Origin of the sequence: Mycobacterium sp. 5-140-3-2 (assembly GCF_035666375.1) — a bacterium.
Taxonomy (GTDB): Bacteria; Actinomycetota; Actinomycetes; order Mycobacteriales; family Mycobacteriaceae; genus Mycobacterium; species Mycobacterium intracellulare.
This window is the reverse complement of record NZ_CP142025.1, coordinates 4130867-4148573: the sequence shown is the minus strand read 5'-3', so window position 1 is coordinate 4148573 and position 17707 is coordinate 4130867. Positions and strand designations below refer to the sequence as shown.

The window sequence follows — 17707 nt, the reverse complement described above, 5'->3', positions numbered from 1 at the left end:
CGATTTGGGCCTTCCGTGTCGGGGTGGCGGTGGGATTGCGGGATCAGCGCTGGGGCAGCGGGCGGGAACGCACCAGCGTCGGCCACCAGAACCACGGCCCGAGGATGCGCAGGATGCACGGCACGACGAACGAACGCACGATCAGGGTGTCGAGCAGCAGGCCGATGCACACGGTGGAACCCACCTGACCGATGGTCCGCAGATCGCTGGTGAGCATGGCTAGCATGGTGAACGCGAACACCAGGCCCGCGGATGTGACCACGCCCCCGGTGCTGCCGAGCGCGCGGATGAGACCGGTGTGGATGCCGCCGTGCAACTCCTCTTTGACCCTGTTGATCAGCAGCAGGTTGTAGTCCGACCCGACGGCCACCAGGATGATGAACGTCAGCGGCAGGACCAGCCAGTGCAAATGCAGGCCCACGAGGTGCTGCCAGAAAAGTATGGACAGGCCGAACGCGCCGGCGTAGGAGAAGGCCACCGTTCCGGGAATCACCAACGCCGCCACCAGACTTCGCGTGATGAACATCATGATCAAGAAAATCAGCACAAACGCCGCGATCGCCGCGATCAGCAGGTCCGACATCGCGTATTGCTTGATGTCCTTGTCGTTGGACCCCGAACCGCCGATGTAGACCCGGGCGCCGGCGAGGGAGGTCTCCTTGAGGATCGTCTTGATCGCGTCGGGGAACTGTTCGACGTGCTCCACCCCTTCGGGTCCCATCGCGTCGCCCTCGTGGGTGACGATGAAGCGGGCCGCCTTGCCGTCGGGCGACATCATCAACTTCATGCCCGTCTTGACGTCCTCGTTGTCGAAACCCTCGTGCGGGATGTAGAAGTAGTCGTCGCTGCGGGACCTGTCGAAGTCGTTGCCCACGTTGATCAGGTCGTCGAACGTCTGGTCGGTCTGGATGGACTGTAGATCCGCCGACCCGTAACTGTTGACCAACTTCAACTGCAGCGCCTCGGTGTCGTCGGCGGTGGCTTTCAGTTGGGCGATGATCTGCGGGAACGCCTTGTCCACCTCCGTGAGCGAGATCCTGGCGTGGTTGATGTCCTCGGCCAGGTGGTCGATGTGGTCGATGGTGTCCCACAAGGATCGGAACGCCCAGCAGATGGGGATGTCGAAACAGTGCTTCTCCCAATAGAAGTAGCTCTTGATCGGGCGGAAGAAGTCGTCGAGATTCGAGACTTCCTCGTTCATCTCTTCGCTGACCCGTTGCAGGTCCTCCACGGTGAGCACCGTCTGGTGCAATTCGTCGGACACCTTTTGGAAAAAGCCGATCTCCTTTCGCAACACCGCGACGGAGTGCGCCTGGATCTCGGCCTGCGCGTCGGTGTTGGAGTTCTGCTCCCTGTTGAACGGGAGTTGTTGGCCGTTGCCGCTGCCCTGCGTGGTGAACAGGTACGGGATGCTGGCGTGCTCGAGCGCCCGGCCCAGGGGCCTGGTCATGCCCTGCACCATCGCCACGCCGTGCAACCGGATCAGGGCCTTGGCGACCCGGTCCAGCGAGATGAAGTCGGCCGAATTGCGCATGTCGTGGTCGGTTTCGACCATCAGCATCTCGGAGAACAGCTTGCTCTTGGGAAAGTGCCGATCCGCCGCCTGGAAACCCAGGTTGGCGGGCGCGCCGGCCGGCTGGTACTGCCGGTCGTCGTAGTTCTGCCGGTAGGTGGGGACGAAGATCGCCCCGATCATGACGACCGCGGAGCTGGCCGCCAGGATCGGCACCGGCCAGCGCACCACGCTCGCCCCGATGCGCCGGTACAACAGTCCCTTGGTGCTGGTTCTCGGGTCGAACATCCCGAACAGGCTGCCGACGGTCAACACCGCCGGGCCCAGCGTCATCGCCGCGGCGATGGTGAACAGCATCGTGATCGCGACGGCCGGCCCCATGGTGTGGAAGTAGTTCAGGCGCGCAAACGTCAAGCAGTAGCACGCGCCGGCGATCGTCAGGCCGGACCCGATGATGATGGGTGCGACGCCCTTGTAGGCGATGTAGAAACTGTCCTCCCGGCTTTCGCCGGCCTGCCGCGCCTCGTGGTATCGGCCCATCAGGAATATGCCGTAATCCGTCCCCGCGCCCAGGGTCAGCGCGATGACGATGTTCACCGCGAACGACGACAGTTCGATGTACCCGTAATGCCCCAGGGTCGAGACGACGCCCTTGGCGACGAGCATCTCGATGAGGACGCCGAGCAAGGGCACCAACAGGGTTGAGGGCGTGCGGTACACGAGCAGCAGCATCACGACGATGAGGATGATCGTGACGATGGTGACGTTGTTCAGGCTGGCGTTGGCGATGGCGAGGGTGTCGGAGGCCAGCGGGGCCGCGCCGCTGACATAGACCTTGAGCCCGGGTGGCGGGGTGTCCTTCCTGATGATGTCGCGGACGGCGTCCACCGACTGGTTCGCCTGAATCTGGCCGATATCGCCGGCGAGACGCAGCAGCACGTAGGTGCACTTGCCGTCGACGCTTTGCGCCCCCGCCGCCGTGAAAGGCTTGCCCCACAAATCCATCACGTATTGCACGTGTTTGGTGTCGTTTTGGAGGCGGCGCATCAGGTCGTCGTAGTACCGGTGATCCTGGTCTCCCAGTTGCCGGTTCGCCTCGAAGACCACCATGGTCAGGTTGGTCGAGTTCGATTCCTGAAACTTTTCGCCGATGTGCAACAGCGCCCGCTGGGAGGGGGCGTAGTGCGGGACCATGGGCCCGGCGAGTTCCTCTGCGACCCGTTCCACTTGGGGCATAAAGGTATTCGTCGTGACCGCGAGCAGGCCCCAGAAGAAGATGATCGGTATCGCGAAAGCGCGGACCATCCTGGGGATGAACGGGCGCTTGACCCCGGGCTCATCGGAGCGATGCTCGCTCATGCCGATTTCACCCTGCACTGGACGTCGGCGTCCTGATGGTCATCCGACTGTTCGTCGCGGACTACGCCATTGACCAGCATCCGGCAGCCGACCTGGCCGCCATGAACGTGCACCGAAATGCTGCCGGACGCCACCGTGAGTGTGGTGGTCTCCGTGTGGGTCCACGGCAGGGTCGTGAAATCAACCTGATGCGGGTGGCCCTCGATGTCGATGTAGACGAGCTTGCCGCCCTGCCCGGGGGAGCCGAACACCTCATAGGTGATCCGTTTGGGGTTGAACTGCTCGGGGGCCTGCGGACCGTTGACGGTGACGACCGGCTCCGGCTCGGAGAACTGGTGCACCTTGTACATGCACAGCAGGCCCACACCGACCGCGACGACGGCGACCAACGGCATCCAGATTCGCGCCAGGACAGTCCGCCCGACTGAACGAGGGCCCACTCGATCACCTCTGAAGAATCCGTTTTGCACATCGTGTTCTGCCGCGGCCCCGGCCTCGGAGCCCATACGGATAGTAGACGGTCATGTACTCAACGGACAGAGTCAAGGCAGTTTCTGCAGCCGGCGCTTCAGACTCGCGCTGCGGCGCAGCTGAATGGCCAGGTTCGTCGAGGTCAGCATGGGGATCACGCCGAGGAACGTGCGCTCGGAAGGCGTCGCTCCATGCAGGTGGTACAGGCTGCCGAAGACGAAAAAACAGCTCAACATGAACAGGGCGCCGGGGATGCACAGGGCCATCACCGACCGACGATCGGCGACGACCTGCCTGGCGTAGTCCACCTCGTCCTGCGACATCGGTTCGCGTTTGCGCACCTTGTGCAAAACCGCTTTAGCGCTGCCGATTTCCTCGCTGATCGGCAGGGTCGGCCGGCGCTCCAGGCGATTGACGTAGAAGCCGGCGACGGCCGCCAATAGCACTGCCAGCGCGAGGCTGATCGCGGTCAGAAGGCCATACAGACTCGCACTCATTCTCAGTCCCTGCTCTCCGCCGACGCACGAGGCGAAAACTTTCCGGAGAACGCTACCCCAATCGTCGCGGCGCGACGTCAGGGCTTTCCGGAGTCCCGGTCCTTGAGCACATCGCGGATGACCATCCCCAGCAGGAACAGCAGGGCGAGCGGAACGAGCAGCTTGAACACCGTCGACGCGTGGCTGTACAGCAAGCCGTAGGCGATCGTTCCGATCAGCACCATGGCGAGCAGGATGCCGCGATTGATCTTGTTCGTACTCATCGGGAAGACCTCACTTGTCGATTGGCTTGCGGTGCTTGCGATTTCGGCGCACGACGATCCAGAGCAGCGCGCCCATCGCCAGGGCGATGCCGGAAATGACCAGCGTCACCTTCAGCCAGGCCCAGTCGTCGTGCTTCTCGTGGGCGACCGCAGAGGTGGCCACCGGCGCGTTGGCGGGGACGTCGAGGGCGGCCAGCCTGCTGACGAACGCACTGGTGGTCGCGTACGGGTCGGGTCCGTGCTCGGTGGCCGACTGATTCATCAATTCATCGACGCGGTCCGCAATGACTTTGGGCACCTTGTAGGCACGGACGTGGTAGCCGTGCGAGTCGATGACGACGATGACGCCGCTGAACTTCGGCTCCCGCGCCGACATCGCGCCGTGGATGGCATCCGCCGTGGTCACACCGCTGTTGCCGGGCGCCACCGCTGCCACCCAGACCGGTGGCTGGGGGCTCCACGTCCACGGACCGGCGAGGATCTGCCGATTCAGTTCGCCGACATTGCGCAGCGGCGGCCTGGCCCCGGGGTCGGTCACCACATGCGTCTCGGCGTTGAAGTGGGCCACCAGCTCGTCGGTGTAGGCGTCGGCCGAGGCGCGCGGAGCGAGCAGCAATGCCAGCGCCATGGTCAACGCAACGAGGGCGAGGCCACGGAATCGAAAGGTCACTTTTCTCCTGCCACGAGTCGTTGCGTCGATCCTGGCTGCTGCCCTCAGTGGGCGCCACTCAAATTGAGCGTGACGACACCCGCGATGATCAGGCCGACGCCGACGACCTTGGTCAACGATATCGACGAGCCCAGGAACAGCACGGCGATCAACACGATGAGGGCCGTGCCGATGGCCGACCACAACGCGTAGGCGACGTCGGTCTGCATGCCGCGCGAAATCGAGACCGCCAGCAACGCGAACGAGATGGCGTAACCGATCAGGCAAACCACGGTCGGCCAGAGTCGAGAGAAACCTTCGGTGCTCTTGAGCAGGCTGGTCGCCACCACTTCCGCGAAGATCGCGCCGAGCAGGTACAGGTAGGTCAACATGCCCGACAACGCTAGCCGCGGGTACGGCGAACCTGACACACTGATCACCCTGGCGCGGCGTCCGTTCGGAAAGGAGTTGCGTGCGATGGCGTTTCCCGCTCACGTGTTGAGCCTCGACGTCAGCGGCGCGATCGGCGAGCGGGCATCGCTGGCGGCGACCTATTACCCGGCGCGCGCGGGCAACGCCGCGGCCGCCGTCCTCGTCTGCCTGCCGGGCGGCACCTACAGCCGCGAGTACTGGGACCTCGAGATTCCCGGCCACGACGGGTACAGCTTCGCCGAATTCGCCACCGGCGACGGCTACGCGGTCGTGACGATCGATCCGTTGGGCACCGGCGAAAGCTCGCAACCGGCCCGCGACTTCGACTTCGCCGACATCGCCGCCACGCTGGCCTGCGCCGTGGCGGCTCTGCCGGACACCATCGGCGTCCACGCGCCGCCGGTGGCCGTGGCGCATTCGCTGGGCGGCTACCTTGCCCTCACCCAGCAAGCGCTGTTCCCCAGTTACTCCGGCATGGCGCTCCTCGGGTGCACCAATCGGCACGTCGCGCCGCTGAACCTCGATGCGGCGCTCATCGCTCGCGCCGGATCCCCGCAGGGGCGCGCCGAGCTCGCCCAGGAAATCCTTTCGGCCTTGCCGCAGCCGTATTTCGAGGGCCCGCGCGAGCATCTGCAGAGCTGGTTTCACCTCGCCGACGTTCCCGCGGCCGTCGTCGCCGCCGACTCCGTAACCGCCAAGTCGGTGGTGCCGCGGGTGTTCGGCACGGCGATGATCCCCGGCATCGTGGCCGACCATGCGGCGCGCATCGACGTCCCGGTGCTGGTCGGTTTCGGCGCCGTCGACGTCTCACCGGATCCCCGCGCCGAGGCGGCGCTGTACCGGAGTTGCCCCGACATCACCACGGTGGTGTTGGCCGACAGCGCGCACTGCCACAACATGGCGTCGAGCCGGCACCGGCTGTGGCGGCGACTGCTGGACTGGACCGCGACCGTAACGTGTGGATCGTGACGAAGGGTCTCGACCGCCGCCTGGCCCGCCACGCCCCGGCCGTGTTGTCCGCGTTTCGCCTCGTCTACGGCCTGCTCTTCGCCGCGTACGGGTCGAGGAGCCTGTTCGATTGGCCCGTCCGCTCGCCCGTTGTCGTCGCGTTCGGATCCTGGCCCGGCTGGTATGCCGGCCTGATCGAGATCGTCGCCGGCCTGCTCGTCGCCGCCGGGTTGTTCACGCGCACCGCCGCATTCATCGCGTCGGGCGAGATGGCGGTCGCCTACTTCTGGATGCATCAGCCCATGGCCCTCTGGCCCGTCGCCGACCCGCCCGGGGGCAACGGCGGCGCGCTGTCCATCCTCTTCTGCTTCGCGTTCTTCCTGCTGGTCTTCATCGGCGGCGGCCCCTACTCGCTCGGCGCGGCGCGCGGCAGGAGGCTTCCCCTCAACCGGCGATAATGGCATTCTCTGATGCGGAGAAGCCATTTCCGATGACGGCGGTTCCGGAGGAGGACGACCAATGAGCGTGCAGCAGTGCGACGGGATGGTGGCTCTCGTGACCGGGAGCAGCCGGGGCCTGGGCAAGGCGATTGCCGCGCGCCTGGCCGAGAGCGGAGCCACCGTGGCGCTGACCGCCCGCACGATGGATCCCGATCCCAAGTACCAGGGCTCGCTGAGCCAGACGCGCGACGAGATCGTCGCCGCCGGCGGGAAAGCCATTGCGGTCCAAGCGGATCTGTCCCAAGCCGAAGACCGCGAACGGCTCTTCGCCGAGGTGACCGGCGCCGTCGGCGCACCGGACATCCTGGTGAACAACGCCGCCGTCACCTTCCTGCGGCCCCTGGACGGGTTCCCCGAGCGGCGCGCTCGGCTGATGATCGAGATGCACGTCCTCGGCCCGCTGCACCTGTGCCAGCTGGCGATCCCCGCGATGCGCGAGCGCGGGCGCGGCTGGATCCTGAACCTCACCTCGGTGGGCGGCGACCTGCCACCCGGCCCGCCCTTCTCCGAGTTCGACCGGACCGCGGGCTTCGGCATCTACGGGACCGCCAAGGCCGCGCTCAATCGGTTGACGAAAAGCCTTGCGGCAGAACTGTACGACGACGGCATCGCCGTGAACGCCGCCGCACCGTCCAACCCCGTCGCCACGCCCGGCGCCGGCACCCTCGACCTGGCCAAGACCGACACCGAAGACATCGCCCTGATCACCGAAACCGCGTTCCGTTTGTGCACGGGCGATCCCAAGTCGTTGACCGGGCGCATCGCCCACACCCAGCCGTTCCTCGCCGAGGTCGGCTGGACGAGAACCGGCACGCTGGCTGAATGAGCAGAGCCGAGCTCGACCTGGGCGAACTGCGCGCGCGCCTCGCCGATGCGGGGGTCACGGACGTCGCTCCACTATCCGGGGGCGCCTCCAGCCTGACCTTCGGGGGTGACCTGGGTGGCCGGCGTGTGGTGATCAAGGTCGCTCCACCGGGCGTCGAACCGGTCGCTCATCGCGACGTGCTGCGCCAGGCACGTATCCTCAAAGCCCTTGCCGCGACCAGTGTTCCGGTTCCCGATGTGCTGCGGGAGGACTTGGGACGTCCCCCGGACACACCGCCGCTGTATGTCATGTCCCGGGTCGACGGCGACTGTGTCGAACCGCTCTTCGACGGATGCGCGCCCGTTGCGGACGTGACCGACCGGTACCGGAACGCGTGCCGGGCCATGGCCGCGCTGCACCGGCTTTCGCCGACGGAGCTCGGGCTGGGCGATGAACCCGTCGTCGACCCGGTCGCCGAAGTCCACCGCTGGTCCGACACGCTGAACACCGTCGATCCGGCGCTGGCGCCCGGCTGGCCGAACGTCCGCGACACCCTATTGGCCTGCGCGCCAAGCGCGATGGCGCCGGGCGTGGTGCACGGTGACTTTCGGCTGGGCAACCTGCTCGCCTCCGGGGCGCGGATCAACGCGGTGATCGATTGGGAGATCTGGTCGATCGGCGATCCGCGCATCGATGTGGGCTGGTTCCTGATCAACTGCGACCCGGACACCTACCGCAGGGTTCCGGCGCCGGACGCGATGGCACCGCCGACCGCCGAACTCGCCGAGCTCTATCGGTGCGAGTTGGGTTGCGAGGCAACCGATTTGGGCTGGTTCACCGCGTTGGCGTGCTACAAATCGGTGGCGACGTGGTCGCTGATCGTCAAGCACAACCGCCGAAGGCGATCGCCGCGGGCCGAATTGGAAGCGATGGCAGCCAGTCTGCCGCGGTTACTGGGGCGCGCCCTGTCGATGCTGGACTGACGGTACTCAGCCGCAGTGGGCCCCGAGATTTTGACAAACCATTCCGACACCGCCGCCGGTGGTCGACAGTTCGTTTTCATCATCGTCGATCGGATTCGTCATCGTGGTCGGGAACTGTATCGGCCATTCGTCGATCGCCGGGATGTCGGGCTGCTGGCCGGCGTCCGGATTCGCAAGGGCCGTCCCGGTGCCACCGGTCAGCGCCGCGAGGACCGTCGAACCCGCGACCAGTAGGCAAGCGCACCTGCGAGAAATCATCGCCACCCTCTCCGTGATCCGCCGGATACTGGAGATTGTCGAAACGCTACTGCCGATTCTACATTGCATAACAGTCACGAACGAACAACAAATGTGGATTGCCGGCCAGCAAATTTCGCGCACCAAATGCGACCCTGCGTACGGTTTCGCCCGTGAGGCCGGTAGCCATCGTCGTCCGTCGTGCCATGGCTATCGCCGTGTGCCTCGCGATGTCGGTGATCGCGGCGCCCTCGGCCGACTCCGAACCCCAGCTCGGTCCCGCCCCGCCCGATGCGGCGCCACCGGCCGGCGCGGCGGTGCCCTCGAATCCCCCCGCGATCCTGAACACCCCCGACGGCTGGACGCTGGGATTGGGCGCCAAGGACGAGATGCAGGTTCCGGTAGCGCCGCTGACCACCGCGATCTCGTCGCGCGAATACATGTCCAGCGGCATCTTCGTCGGCTCGCTCCGCGGACCCGAAGAGGCCCACGGCGTCCTGGAAGTCGGCTACCAGATCGGCTGTGGGATCGACATGAGCACCTCCAACGGTGTGATCATGGAGGGCGGCGCCGGGATCATCCCCGGCGTCAGCCCGACGTTCGACGCCACCGGCACGCTGCCGCCCCTGCTGCCGTTCGTGTCGGCACCCATCAACGGCGTGATGAGCGTGGGACTCAAGCCGGGCCTGGTGATCGTGGTGCCGGTGATCAAGAAGCAGTTCAAGGGCGCGAATCCCTGGGTGATGATCAGCAACTTTCACGTCAAGATCGACGGCTGCGTGGGCCAGTCGTTCATCCGCTCCTATGCGGTGCTGACCCGCCAGACCGACCTATCCGACGTGGTGCTGTCCTACGTGGGCGTCACGAAAGCGGTTTAGCCGCGGGGGATGCCCGCCAGCTTGTCGGCGAACTTTTCCTCCGCCGCCGCGCGCAGCCGCAGCAAATGCTCGGAGGGGAACAGGTCGGGTGCGGGCTCGCGGTCTTTCAGCAACAGCCGCGCCAGCGTCACCTTGTGCACCTCGGTCGGGCCGTCGGCCAGCCCGAGCACGAACGACTCCACCAGGTACTGCACGAAGGGCATCTCGTGGGTGGTGCCCAGCGACCCGTGCAGCTGAAGCGCCCGCGAGGAGACGTCGTGCAGCACCTTCTGCATCATCGCCTTGACCGCCGAGATGTCGGCCCGCACGGCGTGGTAGTCGTTGAATTGGTCGATCTTCCAAGCGGTTTGCAGGGTCAGCAGCCGGAAGGCCTCGATCTCCATCCATGAGTCGGCGACCATCTGCTGCACGAGTTGTTTGTTGGCCAGGACCTCGCCCTGGGTGTAGCGCGATGCCGCCCGCTCGCAGATCATGTCGAAGATCCGGCGGACCAGCCCCACCGTGCGCATCGCGTGGTGAATGCGCCCACCGCCCAGCCGGGTCTGCGCGACGACGAACGCCCCGCCGCGCGGCCCAAGCATGTGATCGGCCGGCACGCGGACGTTTTCGTAGCGGACATAGCCCTCGCGCCCGCCGCCTGTGGGCTGGTAGCCCAGTCCCACGTCGCGCAGCACGTTGATGCCGGGGGTGTCGCCGGGAACGACGAACATCGAGTAGCGCTGGTACGGCGGCGCGTCGGGGTCGGTCATCGCCATCACGATGAGGAAGGACGCCATGGAGGCGAACGACGAGAACCACTTCTCCCCGTTGATGACCCAGTGATCGCCGTCTTGCACCGCGGTGGTGCGAAACACCTTCGGGTCGGCGCCGCCCTGCGGCTCGGTCATCGAGAAGCAGGAGATGATGCGGTTGTCCAGCAGCGGCTCGAGGTAGCGCGCCTTGAGCTCGGGTGTGCCGTAGTGCGCCAGGATCTCGCTGTTGCCGGAGTCGGGCGCCTGTGATCCGAAGACGATCGGAGCGCACTCCGAGCGACCGAGAATCTCGTTGAGCAGCGCCAGCTTCACCTGCCCGTAGCCCGGGCCGCCCAGGTGCGGGCCGAGGTGCGTGGCCCACAGCCCGCGCTCCTTGACGATCTCCTGCAGCGGCGGGATCAGCGCCTGGCGCACGGGGTCGCCCAGGTCGTGAGACTCCTTGACGATCAGGTCGATCGGCTCACATTCCTCGCGGACGAAGCCTTCGACCCATTCCAGTTGCTCGGCCCATTCCGGGTCGGTGGAAAAGTCCCACGACATTCAGCGTCTCCTCTTGCTCTGTGCCACCACGCCGGAGTCGACGAGTTCGGCGATGGTTTGCGCGTCCAATCCCGCCTCGCGCAGCAGCGCTTGCGTGTGGTCGCCCGGCAGCGCGGGGGCCGACGGCGTAGCCGGTCGCGTGCGGGAGAAGCGCGGCGCCGGCGCGGGCTGGGTGATGCCGTCGAGTTCGACGAAGGTCCGCCGCGCGACGTGGTGCGGATGCCGCGGCGCCTCGGTCAGCGAAAGCACCGGTGTGGCACAGCATCCCGGCGTGTCGAGGATGCGTTCCCATTCATCGCGGGGCTTCTCGGCGAAACGGGCGGCCAGGGCGGCGCGGTGCGCGGCCCACGCGGCCGGGGCGTCGTCGTCCTGGGGCACGGTGACGCCGAGGCGATCGCACAGTTCGGCGTAGAACTTCGACTCCATGGCGCCGACGGCGACGTGACCACCGTCGGCCGTGGCGTAGACGCCGTAGAAGTGCGCGCCGCCGTCGAGCAGATTGGCTTCGCGTTCGTCGCGCCAGGTGCCGGCCGGCAGCATCCCGAAGTAGGGCGCCAACAGCGTCGCCACGCCGTCGACCATCGCGACGTCGAGCACCTGACCCACCCCGGACTCGCGCGCCTCGAGGATCGCGCTGAGCAGGCCGACCGCCAAAAGCATTCCGCCGCCGCCGTAGTCGCCGATCAGATTCAGCGGCGGCACCGGGGATTCGGCGGTGCCGATGGCGTGCAACGCGCCCGTGAGGGCCAGGTAGTTGATGTCGTGACCGGCGTGACCGGCCAGCGGCCCGTCCTGCCCGTACCCGGTCATGCGGGCGTAGACCAGGCGCGGGTTGCGCTCGGTCAGCGCGTCCGGCCCGATGCCCAGCCGTTCGGCCACCCCCGGGCGGTACACGTCGACGAAGGCGTCGGCGCCGGCGGCCAGCCGGTGCACCAGGTCCCGCCCACGGGGGTCTTTCACGTCGGCGGCCAGCGAGCGCTGGCCGCGCCGGACCGTGTAGTCGATCGGCAATGGCGCGTCGACCCCCGCGACGGCGTCGATGCGCACGATGTCGGCGCCCAAGTCGCCCAACAACATTCCGCAAAACGGCGCGGGCCCCAGCCCGCCCATCATGACGATGCGGACGCCGCGCAGGGGTCCGGTCATGAAGACCACTTCTTGCGGCGTTCGGCCGCCTCGTCCGTCGCGTGCGTGATCACCTGGTTGCGGTTCTCCAGTTCCAGCGCCGACTCGAAGCTCGCGGCGTCGGTGTTGACCTGCAGGGCGCGCTTGGTCAGTTGCGCTCCGAGCGGGGCATGGCCCGCGATCAACGTGGCCAACTCCACCGCTCGGCCGGCCAACCCATCCGCCGCGACGACTTCGCTGACCAGCCCGCGCCGATCGGCTTCGGTCGCCGACACCGTGCGGCCGGTGAGCATCCAATCGGCGGCCACGCTGGTGCCGACGATGCGCGGCAGGTGATAGCTCATGCCCATCTCGGCGCCGGAGAGCCCCAGCAGGATGGCGGCGTTGCCGAAAGTGGCGGCGGCCGAGCAGATTCGGATGTCCGCGGCCAGGCACAGCGCGAGGCCCGCGCCGACACAGGGGCCGTTGACGGCGGCGATGACGGGCTGCGGCAGGGCGCGCACCGCTTCGGCGAGGGCGGCCATCCTCTCCTGGAAGCGCATCCGCTCCAGCGCCGGCGCGCTGGCTTCGAGCATCGACGGCCCGAAGTCGCGCACGTCGATGCCCGCGCAAAACCCGCGTCCGGCGCCGGTCAGCACCACGGCGCGCACCGTGGCGTCGACGGCCAAATCGCCGAGCAGGCCGCGCAATTCGGTTTGCATCGTCTCGTTGATGGCGTTGAGGCGCTGCGGGCGATTCAGACGCAGGACGGCGACACCGTCACCGGGCCGGTCGAGCTCCAGCGTGGTCGGCACCCTCACACCCGCTCGATGATCGTCGCCGTGCCCATCCCGCCGCCCGTGCACATGGTCACCAGTCCCGTTGTCAGGTCACGACGTTCGAGTTCGTCGAGAACGGTGCCGATCAGCATGGCGCCGGTGGCGCCGATCGGGTGCCCGAGGGCGATCGCGCCGCCGTTGACGTTGACCACGTCGGGATCGATGTCCAGATCGCGCATCGTCTTGAGCGGGACCGCGGCGAAGGCCTCGTTGATCTCCCACAGATCGATGTCGGCCACCGTCATGCCGGCGCGTTCCAGGCACCGCTGCGCCGCGGGGCCGGGCGCGGTGAGCATGATGATCGGTTCGCTGCCGATGGCCGCGGTCGCCCGGATCTGCGCCCGCGGGGTCACGCGGTGGGTGTGCATCCAGTTGGAGGAGGCGAGCAGCACGGCGGCGGCGCCGTCGACCACGCCGGACGAGTTGCCCGCGTGGTGCACGTGATCGATGCGGTCGACGCCGGGATAGCGCTCGAGGCAAATCTCGTCGAACGTGCGTTGCTCGCCGTCGGCGCGCGCGGCCCCCATCGCCTCGAAGGCCGGTGTGAGGCGTGACAGCGTCTCAGTGGTGGTGCCCGGGCGCGGATGCTCGTCGTGTTCCAAGCGGCCGGCGGGTGCGGCCACGTCGACCAGGGAACGATCGAAGCGCCGCTCCTCGATGGCCACGGCGGCGCGGCTCTGGCTCTGCGCGGCGTAGGCGTCGACGACCTCGCGGCCGAATCCCTCCAGTGTCGCGATCAGATCTGCCGAAATGCCTTGTGGCACAGTCGGGTACACTGCGCGAAGATCGGGATTGTTGCCGTCGATCGTCGGGACCCCGGCCGTTACCCCCCACCGCGACATCGACTCGACACCGCCGGCGATCGCCAAATCCTCACTGCCGGCGGCGATGCCCGCCGCCGCAACGGTGACGGCCTGCTGGCCCGAGCCGCAGAACCGGCTCAACGTCATCCCCGGCACGGTCTCCGGCCACCCCGCCAACAGAACGGACATTCGGGCGATGTCGTCGCCGTGGTCCCCGCTGAGGATGCCGTTGCCGGCGATCACGTCATCGACGTCGACCGGATCGAAGTCGGTCCGCTCGGCCAGCGCGGTGAGGCAGCGCGCGAGCAAGGCCTGCGGGTGCACCGCGTGCAGTCCGCCGTCGGGGCGGCCTCGCCCGCGCGGCGTGCGTACCGCGTCGAGAATCCAGGCGTCGATGGCGGACTCCGATCGTCGTGGTGGGCTCAGGTCACCAGCGATCGTAAATCGTCTCTCGGCCGCGGAGAACCACCTTCTCCGAATTGGCGATGCGATTCTCGCGGGACGCGGGGCTGTGCGGGCGGTGCGTGCGGGGGCCAGCGCCGCCTGTGGCGCCGGCGGGCCGCTGCGGGGGCCCCAGTCACATCTGCCACACCGGCCCGGCGGGGGGCGCAAGCTGTTTGCCCGCCTCCTAGCGACAACGTCGTGCGGGGGCCCGGCGGGGTGCCGTCGTGCGGGGGCCCGGCGCGGTGCCGTCGTGCGGGGGGCCCGGCGCGGTGCCGTTGTCGCTGGGAGGTGGGCATTCGCTACTGCCCTTCCGGGACGCGACCAATGAGGCCGATGTTGCGTGCCGCGCGGTTGGGCGCAAACACGCTGCGCCGCAGCCCCGTTCACGCCACCCCCATCGGCCGCGCATAACCGGGCGCTGAGCGGGTAGCCGGGCGCCATGACCAAGATCGGATACTTTCTCACCTGCGAGCAATTCGGCCCCAAGGAGCTCATCGACCAGGCCAAGCGCGCCGAGGACGCCGGCTTCGACGCGCTGTGGATCTCCGACCACTACCACCCCTGGAACGACGAGCAGGGCCAAAGCCCGTTCGTGTGGGGAGTGATCGGTGCCCTCTCGGAGGCGACGTCGCTGCCCGTCAGCACCGCGGTGACCTGCCCGACCATCCGGATCCATCCGGCGGTCATCGCGCAGGCGTCTGCGACAGCGGCGGTGCAACTCGACGGGCGCTTCGTGCTGGGGGTGGGCAGCGGCGAGGCCCTCAACGAGCACATTCTCGGCGACCCATGGCCGTCCGCCGGTGTGCGCCTCGAAATGCTGGAGGAGGCGGTCGAGGTCATCCGCAAGCTGCACCAGGGTGGCGAGGTGAGCCACCACGGAAAGCATTACGAGGTGCAGGAAGCGCGGGTCTACACGCGGCCGGAGCAGCCGGTGCCGATCTACGTGTCCGCGTTCGGTCCCCAGGCCGTGGAGCTGGCCGCCCGCATCGGCGACGGGTACAGCATCGCCATGCCCGACGGCGATCTGGTCAAGCAATTCCGCGAGGCCGGCGGCGGCGACAAACCGGTACAGGCGGGGACCAAGGTCTGCTGGGATCGAGACGCCGATGCCGCGCTCAAGACGGCGCATCGGTTGTGGGCCAATGAGGGGTTGCCCGGCCAGACCTCCCAGATCCTGCCGCGGCCCAAGGATTTCGCCGCACTCATGTCGCTGGTGCCACCGGAGACGGTCGCCGAGAGCGTCGCCTGCGGCTCGGACCCCGAGAAGCACGTCGCGCAGGTGCGCCAGTACATCGACGCCGACATCGACGAGATCTACGTGCAGCAGATCGGTCCCGACATGGACGGTTTCTTCGCGGCGTGGCGCCAAGCCGTGTTGCCCGAGTTGCGCGGCGAAACCCGCTGAACCTCAGCCGAACGGCGGGCCGTCGAACCGATCCCGGGTGATGAACTCCGCGACCGGCCGGCGGCGCAGTTTGCTCAGCTGCCGCACCGGTTTGCCGAGCGGCACCACCGCGGCGACCGCATGCCGATCGGGGATGCCCAGCAGCCCACGGACGTCCTCTTCGGCGGCGATGGCCATCGTCGTGATGGTGCCGCCGTAGCCCTCGCTGCGCGCGGCGAGCAGGATGTTCCAAATCAGCGGATAGACCGACGCCCCGCCGGCGATGCCGACGCGGTCCAGATGTTGATCGAGGGCGGCGACGACGGTCATATCCACCGAAACCACCAGAACCACAGGCGCTTTCGCGATCGGCGCGACGAACGTGTCGGGGATCTCCGTCTCCTCGATGGCCTTCTGCGGCACCGCGCTGGGATGGATTGAATTCCAGGGGTTTTCACCCGCCTGCAGCTGCGCGAAGTACCTGCGCGCGGCGGGCATCCCGAGTTCGGCCAGCCTGCGCCGCACCGCCGCGTCGCGCACCACGGTGACGTGGGCGCCCTGCCGGTTGCCGCCGCTGGGCGCGAAGCGAGCGTTGTCGAAGATGCGCCCCAGCACCTCGTCGGGCAGCGGATCGTCGGTGAATTCCCTTGCGGCGAACGCCGTTCGCATCACGTCGTAGAGCTGCATGCCGGGGCGGCTCATCAACTCGCCGACCCGCACCGCTCCAGGCGGAAGGTGCGCTCGAACCCGGCCGGGTGCGTCGTCAGGGTCACTTCCACCGCCCCGCTGGGGGCGATGACGTAGCGCTCCTCGACATCGGGGCCGTCCCGCCCCTCCGCCCAGCGGCCGACCGGCTGACGCCCGAGGTCGTCCCGGTCGCGCAGGGCAGGGTCGAACGGAAACAGCACCGGGTCGTACGGCGTGACGTCGCCGTCCGGCCGCCCGTTGACCAGGCGGCTGCACTCCACGAACCGGAAGTGCCCGATGTTGTGCGCCGCCCGATATCTGCGCTTCACCACCAGCGGGGATCGGCCGTCGTCGGGAAGCGAGACGTCCTTGCACACGATCGGGTCGAACACGACCCCGGCGCCGGCCTCCGCCTCCCGGAAGACGCCGAAGTTTCTCGAAAAGCGTTCGGACAGCGCGAAACCCGATTCCTTGTCGAGGAAGACGGCAAGGCCGATGGCCGTGGCGGCGAAGGGGTGGGGCGAGCGCTTGACCCGCTTGTCGCCGAAGGTGCTGCGCAGCATCCGGGACACCAGCGGGAAACCGCCCGCGCCCCCGACGACGTAGATGCCCGCCACCTTCGAGAGGTCCACGTCCTTGTGGCCGCGCGCCGGGTCGCGCAGGACCCGGTCGAGCAGCTCCATCGTGCGGTCGACCAGCGGCGCACACACCGCGTAGACGTCGTCGATGGGGCAGGAGAACGGGGGACGATCGACGGGGGAGAGGTCCACCAGGAAGCGTCGCGTCTGCGGCCCGACCGCCTCCTTGCGGGTGGCGCATTCCTCGGCGAGCAGGTCGCGCGTGGCGGCGTCGACGACGGGCCGGCCGGCGCCGGCCAGCACCAGCTCGACGATGGCCTCGTCGAAGTCGTCACCGCCCAGCCGCTGGATGCCCTCGCTGACGACGACCTCGTTCGCGTGCCCGGTCATCTTCAGCAGTGAGGCGTCGAACGTGCCGCCGCCCAGGTCGTAGATGAGGACGTGTTCGCGTTTGGCGGTGATGGTGGAGCGGTACCGGTGGGCGTATTCCAGGCTGGCCGCCGACGGCTCGTTGAGCAGGGCGACGACGCGGAATCCCGCGGCCACGTAGGCGTCCAGCGTGAGGAGGCGCTGGGCGCTCGAGGCGTTGGCCGGCACGCTGATCGCGGCTTCGATCGGTTCGCCGGAGGCCAGGTCGGCGTTGGAGTGACGCTGCAGGTCGGTTTTGAGCTGCGCCAGGAACCCGGTGAGCAGATCGGCCAGGCGGTAGTCACGCCCGGCCAGGTTGACCTGGGTCTGCGGGCCGGCGTCGTTGAGCAGACGCTTGAACGAGCGCAGCACCGACCACCCCGGATCGTGCCGGACGGCCGCGGCGTCGGCGCCGAAGCGCAACTCGCCGGCGGCATTGGCGGCGATGATCGACGGCCACGCGTCGACGCCGTCGAAGGAGACGACGGGATAGTTGCCTCGATCGACGGCCGCGACGACGGTGTGGGTGGTGCCAAAGTCGATGCCGACTCTCATCGCGCAAGTTTAGGACCGCGCCTCGGGCTTGGGCACAACCTTTTCGTTCGGCGCGTCCGGTCGCCTGTAAGAAAGGCC

Annotated in this window: 19 protein-coding genes; 6 read left to right on the top strand and 13 right to left on the bottom strand. The window is 67.8% G+C overall.

From position 1 onward, the window contains the following. Positions 1-43 precede the first annotated feature (43 nt). The 6 genes from P6281_RS19245 to P6281_RS19220 all read right to left on the bottom strand — a co-directional run bounded on the left by P6281_RS19245 (position 44) and on the right by P6281_RS19220 (position 5141). A complete protein-coding gene (locus tag P6281_RS19245) occupies positions 44-2872 on the bottom strand; it encodes an MMPL/RND family transporter (protein ID WP_014385528.1) in 2829 nt (942 codons plus the stop codon). Next, a complete protein-coding gene (locus P6281_RS19240) occupies positions 2869-3267 on the bottom strand; it encodes an MmpS family transport accessory protein (RefSeq protein WP_014385527.1) in 399 nt (132 codons plus the stop codon). The genes P6281_RS19245 and P6281_RS19240 overlap by 4 nt, the downstream gene beginning before the upstream one ends. A gap of 147 nt (positions 3268-3414) precedes the next feature. Continuing rightward, positions 3415-3840, bottom strand: coding sequence for a hypothetical protein (locus tag P6281_RS19235; RefSeq protein ID WP_009954706.1), 426 nt, complete (start codon positions 3838-3840; stop codon positions 3415-3417). Between the two features lie 77 nt (positions 3841-3917). Next, positions 3918-4103 (bottom strand): hypothetical protein, encoded by a 186-nt coding sequence (locus P6281_RS19230; RefSeq protein ID WP_009954707.1) that lies wholly within the window; start codon positions 4101-4103, stop codon positions 3918-3920. A 10-nt stretch (positions 4104-4113) separates the two neighbouring features. After that, entirely contained in the window at positions 4114-4773 is a 660-nt protein-coding gene (locus P6281_RS19225) for a hypothetical protein (RefSeq protein WP_014385526.1), read from the bottom strand. Positions 4774-4817: 44 nt separating this feature from the next. Next, positions 4818-5141 (bottom strand): DMT family transporter, encoded by a 324-nt coding sequence (locus P6281_RS19220; RefSeq protein WP_008259239.1) that lies wholly within the window; start codon positions 5139-5141, stop codon positions 4818-4820. Between the two features lies 1 nt (position 5142). Between P6281_RS19220 and P6281_RS19215 the strand changes: the two genes are divergently transcribed. The 4 genes from P6281_RS19215 (at position 5143) to P6281_RS19200 (ending at position 8420) form a co-directional block, all read left to right on the top strand. Next, positions 5143-6153 carry an alpha/beta fold hydrolase gene (locus tag P6281_RS19215; RefSeq protein ID WP_009954709.1) on the top strand — a complete coding sequence of 337 codons (1011 nt, stop codon included), beginning with the start codon at positions 5143-5145 and terminating at the stop codon, positions 6151-6153. Continuing rightward, the gene (locus P6281_RS19210; RefSeq protein ID WP_014385525.1) at positions 6150-6590 is read left to right on the top strand and encodes a DoxX family protein; all 441 of its coding nucleotides are present in this window, start codon (positions 6150-6152) and stop codon (positions 6588-6590) included. The genes P6281_RS19215 and P6281_RS19210 overlap by 4 nt, the downstream gene beginning before the upstream one ends. Before the next feature lie 61 nt (positions 6591-6651). After that, on the top strand, positions 6652-7458 hold the full coding sequence (locus P6281_RS19205; RefSeq protein ID WP_324738479.1) for an SDR family NAD(P)-dependent oxidoreductase: 807 nt from the start codon (positions 6652-6654) through the stop codon (positions 7456-7458). Then, entirely contained in the window at positions 7455-8420 is a 966-nt protein-coding gene (locus P6281_RS19200; protein ID WP_042912788.1) for a phosphotransferase family protein, read from the top strand. The genes P6281_RS19205 and P6281_RS19200 overlap by 4 nt, the downstream gene beginning before the upstream one ends. Positions 8421-8426: 6 nt before the next feature. Here the strand turns inward: P6281_RS19200 and P6281_RS19195 are convergent, their stop codons facing one another. Then, positions 8427-8756, bottom strand: coding sequence for a hypothetical protein (locus tag P6281_RS19195; protein ID WP_225331023.1), 330 nt, complete (start codon positions 8754-8756; stop codon positions 8427-8429). Between the two features lie 107 nt (positions 8757-8863). Between P6281_RS19195 and P6281_RS19190 the strand changes: the two genes are divergently transcribed. Beyond that, positions 8864-9535, top strand: coding sequence for an MspA family porin (locus P6281_RS19190; RefSeq protein ID WP_008259228.1), 672 nt, complete (start codon positions 8864-8866; stop codon positions 9533-9535). Here the strand turns inward: P6281_RS19190 and P6281_RS19185 are convergent. The 4 genes from P6281_RS19185 to P6281_RS19170 are packed head-to-tail and all read right to left on the bottom strand — an operon-like array spanning position 9532 to position 13957. Next, a complete protein-coding gene (locus tag P6281_RS19185; RefSeq protein WP_014383041.1) occupies positions 9532-10827 on the bottom strand; it encodes an acyl-CoA dehydrogenase family protein in 1296 nt (431 codons plus the stop codon). The two genes, P6281_RS19190 and P6281_RS19185, sit on opposite strands and share 4 nt — an antisense overlap. Beyond that, positions 10828-11973, bottom strand: a complete 1146-nt coding sequence (locus P6281_RS19180) for a CaiB/BaiF CoA transferase family protein (RefSeq protein ID WP_014383040.1) — start codon at positions 11971-11973, stop codon at positions 10828-10830. Beyond that, positions 11970-12752, bottom strand: a complete 783-nt coding sequence (locus P6281_RS19175; protein ID WP_043955270.1) for an enoyl-CoA hydratase/isomerase family protein — start codon at positions 12750-12752, stop codon at positions 11970-11972. The genes P6281_RS19180 and P6281_RS19175 overlap by 4 nt, the downstream gene beginning before the upstream one ends. After that, positions 12749-13957: an acetyl-CoA C-acetyltransferase gene (locus P6281_RS19170; protein ID WP_225336798.1), complete on the bottom strand. Its 1209-nt coding sequence runs from the start codon at positions 13955-13957 to the stop codon at positions 12749-12751. The genes P6281_RS19175 and P6281_RS19170 overlap by 4 nt, the downstream gene beginning before the upstream one ends. 499 nt (positions 13958-14456) lie before the next feature. On the opposite strand from P6281_RS19170, the gene P6281_RS19165 reads away from it, so the two are divergent. Next, complete coding sequence (locus P6281_RS19165) at positions 14457-15422, top strand: LLM class F420-dependent oxidoreductase (protein WP_014942711.1); 966 nt, start codon at positions 14457-14459, stop codon at positions 15420-15422. A gap of 3 nt (positions 15423-15425) precedes the next feature. On the opposite strand, the gene P6281_RS19160 is transcribed toward P6281_RS19165, so the two are convergent. Both P6281_RS19160 and P6281_RS19155 read right to left on the bottom strand, forming a co-directional pair. After that, positions 15426-16088 (bottom strand): nitroreductase family protein, encoded by a 663-nt coding sequence (locus P6281_RS19160; protein WP_202285040.1) that lies wholly within the window; start codon positions 16086-16088, stop codon positions 15426-15428. Between the two features lie 14 nt (positions 16089-16102). Next, positions 16103-17629, bottom strand: coding sequence for an Hsp70 family protein (locus P6281_RS19155; RefSeq protein ID WP_202284459.1), 1527 nt, complete (start codon positions 17627-17629; stop codon positions 16103-16105). Between the last annotated feature and the right edge of the window lie 78 nt (positions 17630-17707).

Coding starts and splice junctions, on each gene's coding strand:
- P6281_RS19190 (WP_008259228.1), top strand. CDS start 8,864: ATGGCTATCGCCGTGTGCCTCGCGATGTCGGTGATCGCGGCGCCCTCG.
- P6281_RS19240 (WP_014385527.1), bottom strand. CDS start 3,267: ATGCCGTTGGTCGCCGTCGTCGCGGTCGGTGTGGGCCTGCTGTGCATG.
- P6281_RS19245 (WP_014385528.1), bottom strand. CDS start 2,872: ATGAGCGAGCATCGCTCCGATGAGCCCGGGGTCAAGCGCCCGTTCATC.
- P6281_RS19230 (WP_009954707.1), bottom strand. CDS start 4,103: ATGAGTACGAACAAGATCAATCGCGGCATCCTGCTCGCCATGGTGCTG.
- P6281_RS19165 (WP_014942711.1), top strand. CDS start 14,457: ATGACCAAGATCGGATACTTTCTCACCTGCGAGCAATTCGGCCCCAAG.
- P6281_RS19155 (WP_202284459.1), bottom strand. CDS start 17,629: ATGAGAGTCGGCATCGACTTTGGCACCACCCACACCGTCGTCGCGGCC.
- P6281_RS19180 (WP_014383040.1), bottom strand. CDS start 11,973: ATGACCGGACCCCTGCGCGGCGTCCGCATCGTCATGATGGGCGGGCTG.
- P6281_RS19200 (WP_042912788.1), top strand. CDS start 7,455: ATGAGCAGAGCCGAGCTCGACCTGGGCGAACTGCGCGCGCGCCTCGCC.
- P6281_RS19235 (WP_009954706.1), bottom strand. CDS start 3,840: ATGAGTGCGAGTCTGTATGGCCTTCTGACCGCGATCAGCCTCGCGCTG.
- P6281_RS19185 (WP_014383041.1), bottom strand. CDS start 10,827: ATGTCGTGGGACTTTTCCACCGACCCGGAATGGGCCGAGCAACTGGAA.
- P6281_RS19160 (WP_202285040.1), bottom strand. CDS start 16,088: ATGCAGCTCTACGACGTGATGCGAACGGCGTTCGCCGCAAGGGAATTC.
- P6281_RS19205 (WP_324738479.1), top strand. CDS start 6,652: ATGAGCGTGCAGCAGTGCGACGGGATGGTGGCTCTCGTGACCGGGAGC.
- P6281_RS19215 (WP_009954709.1), top strand. CDS start 5,143: ATGCCCGACAACGCTAGCCGCGGGTACGGCGAACCTGACACACTGATC.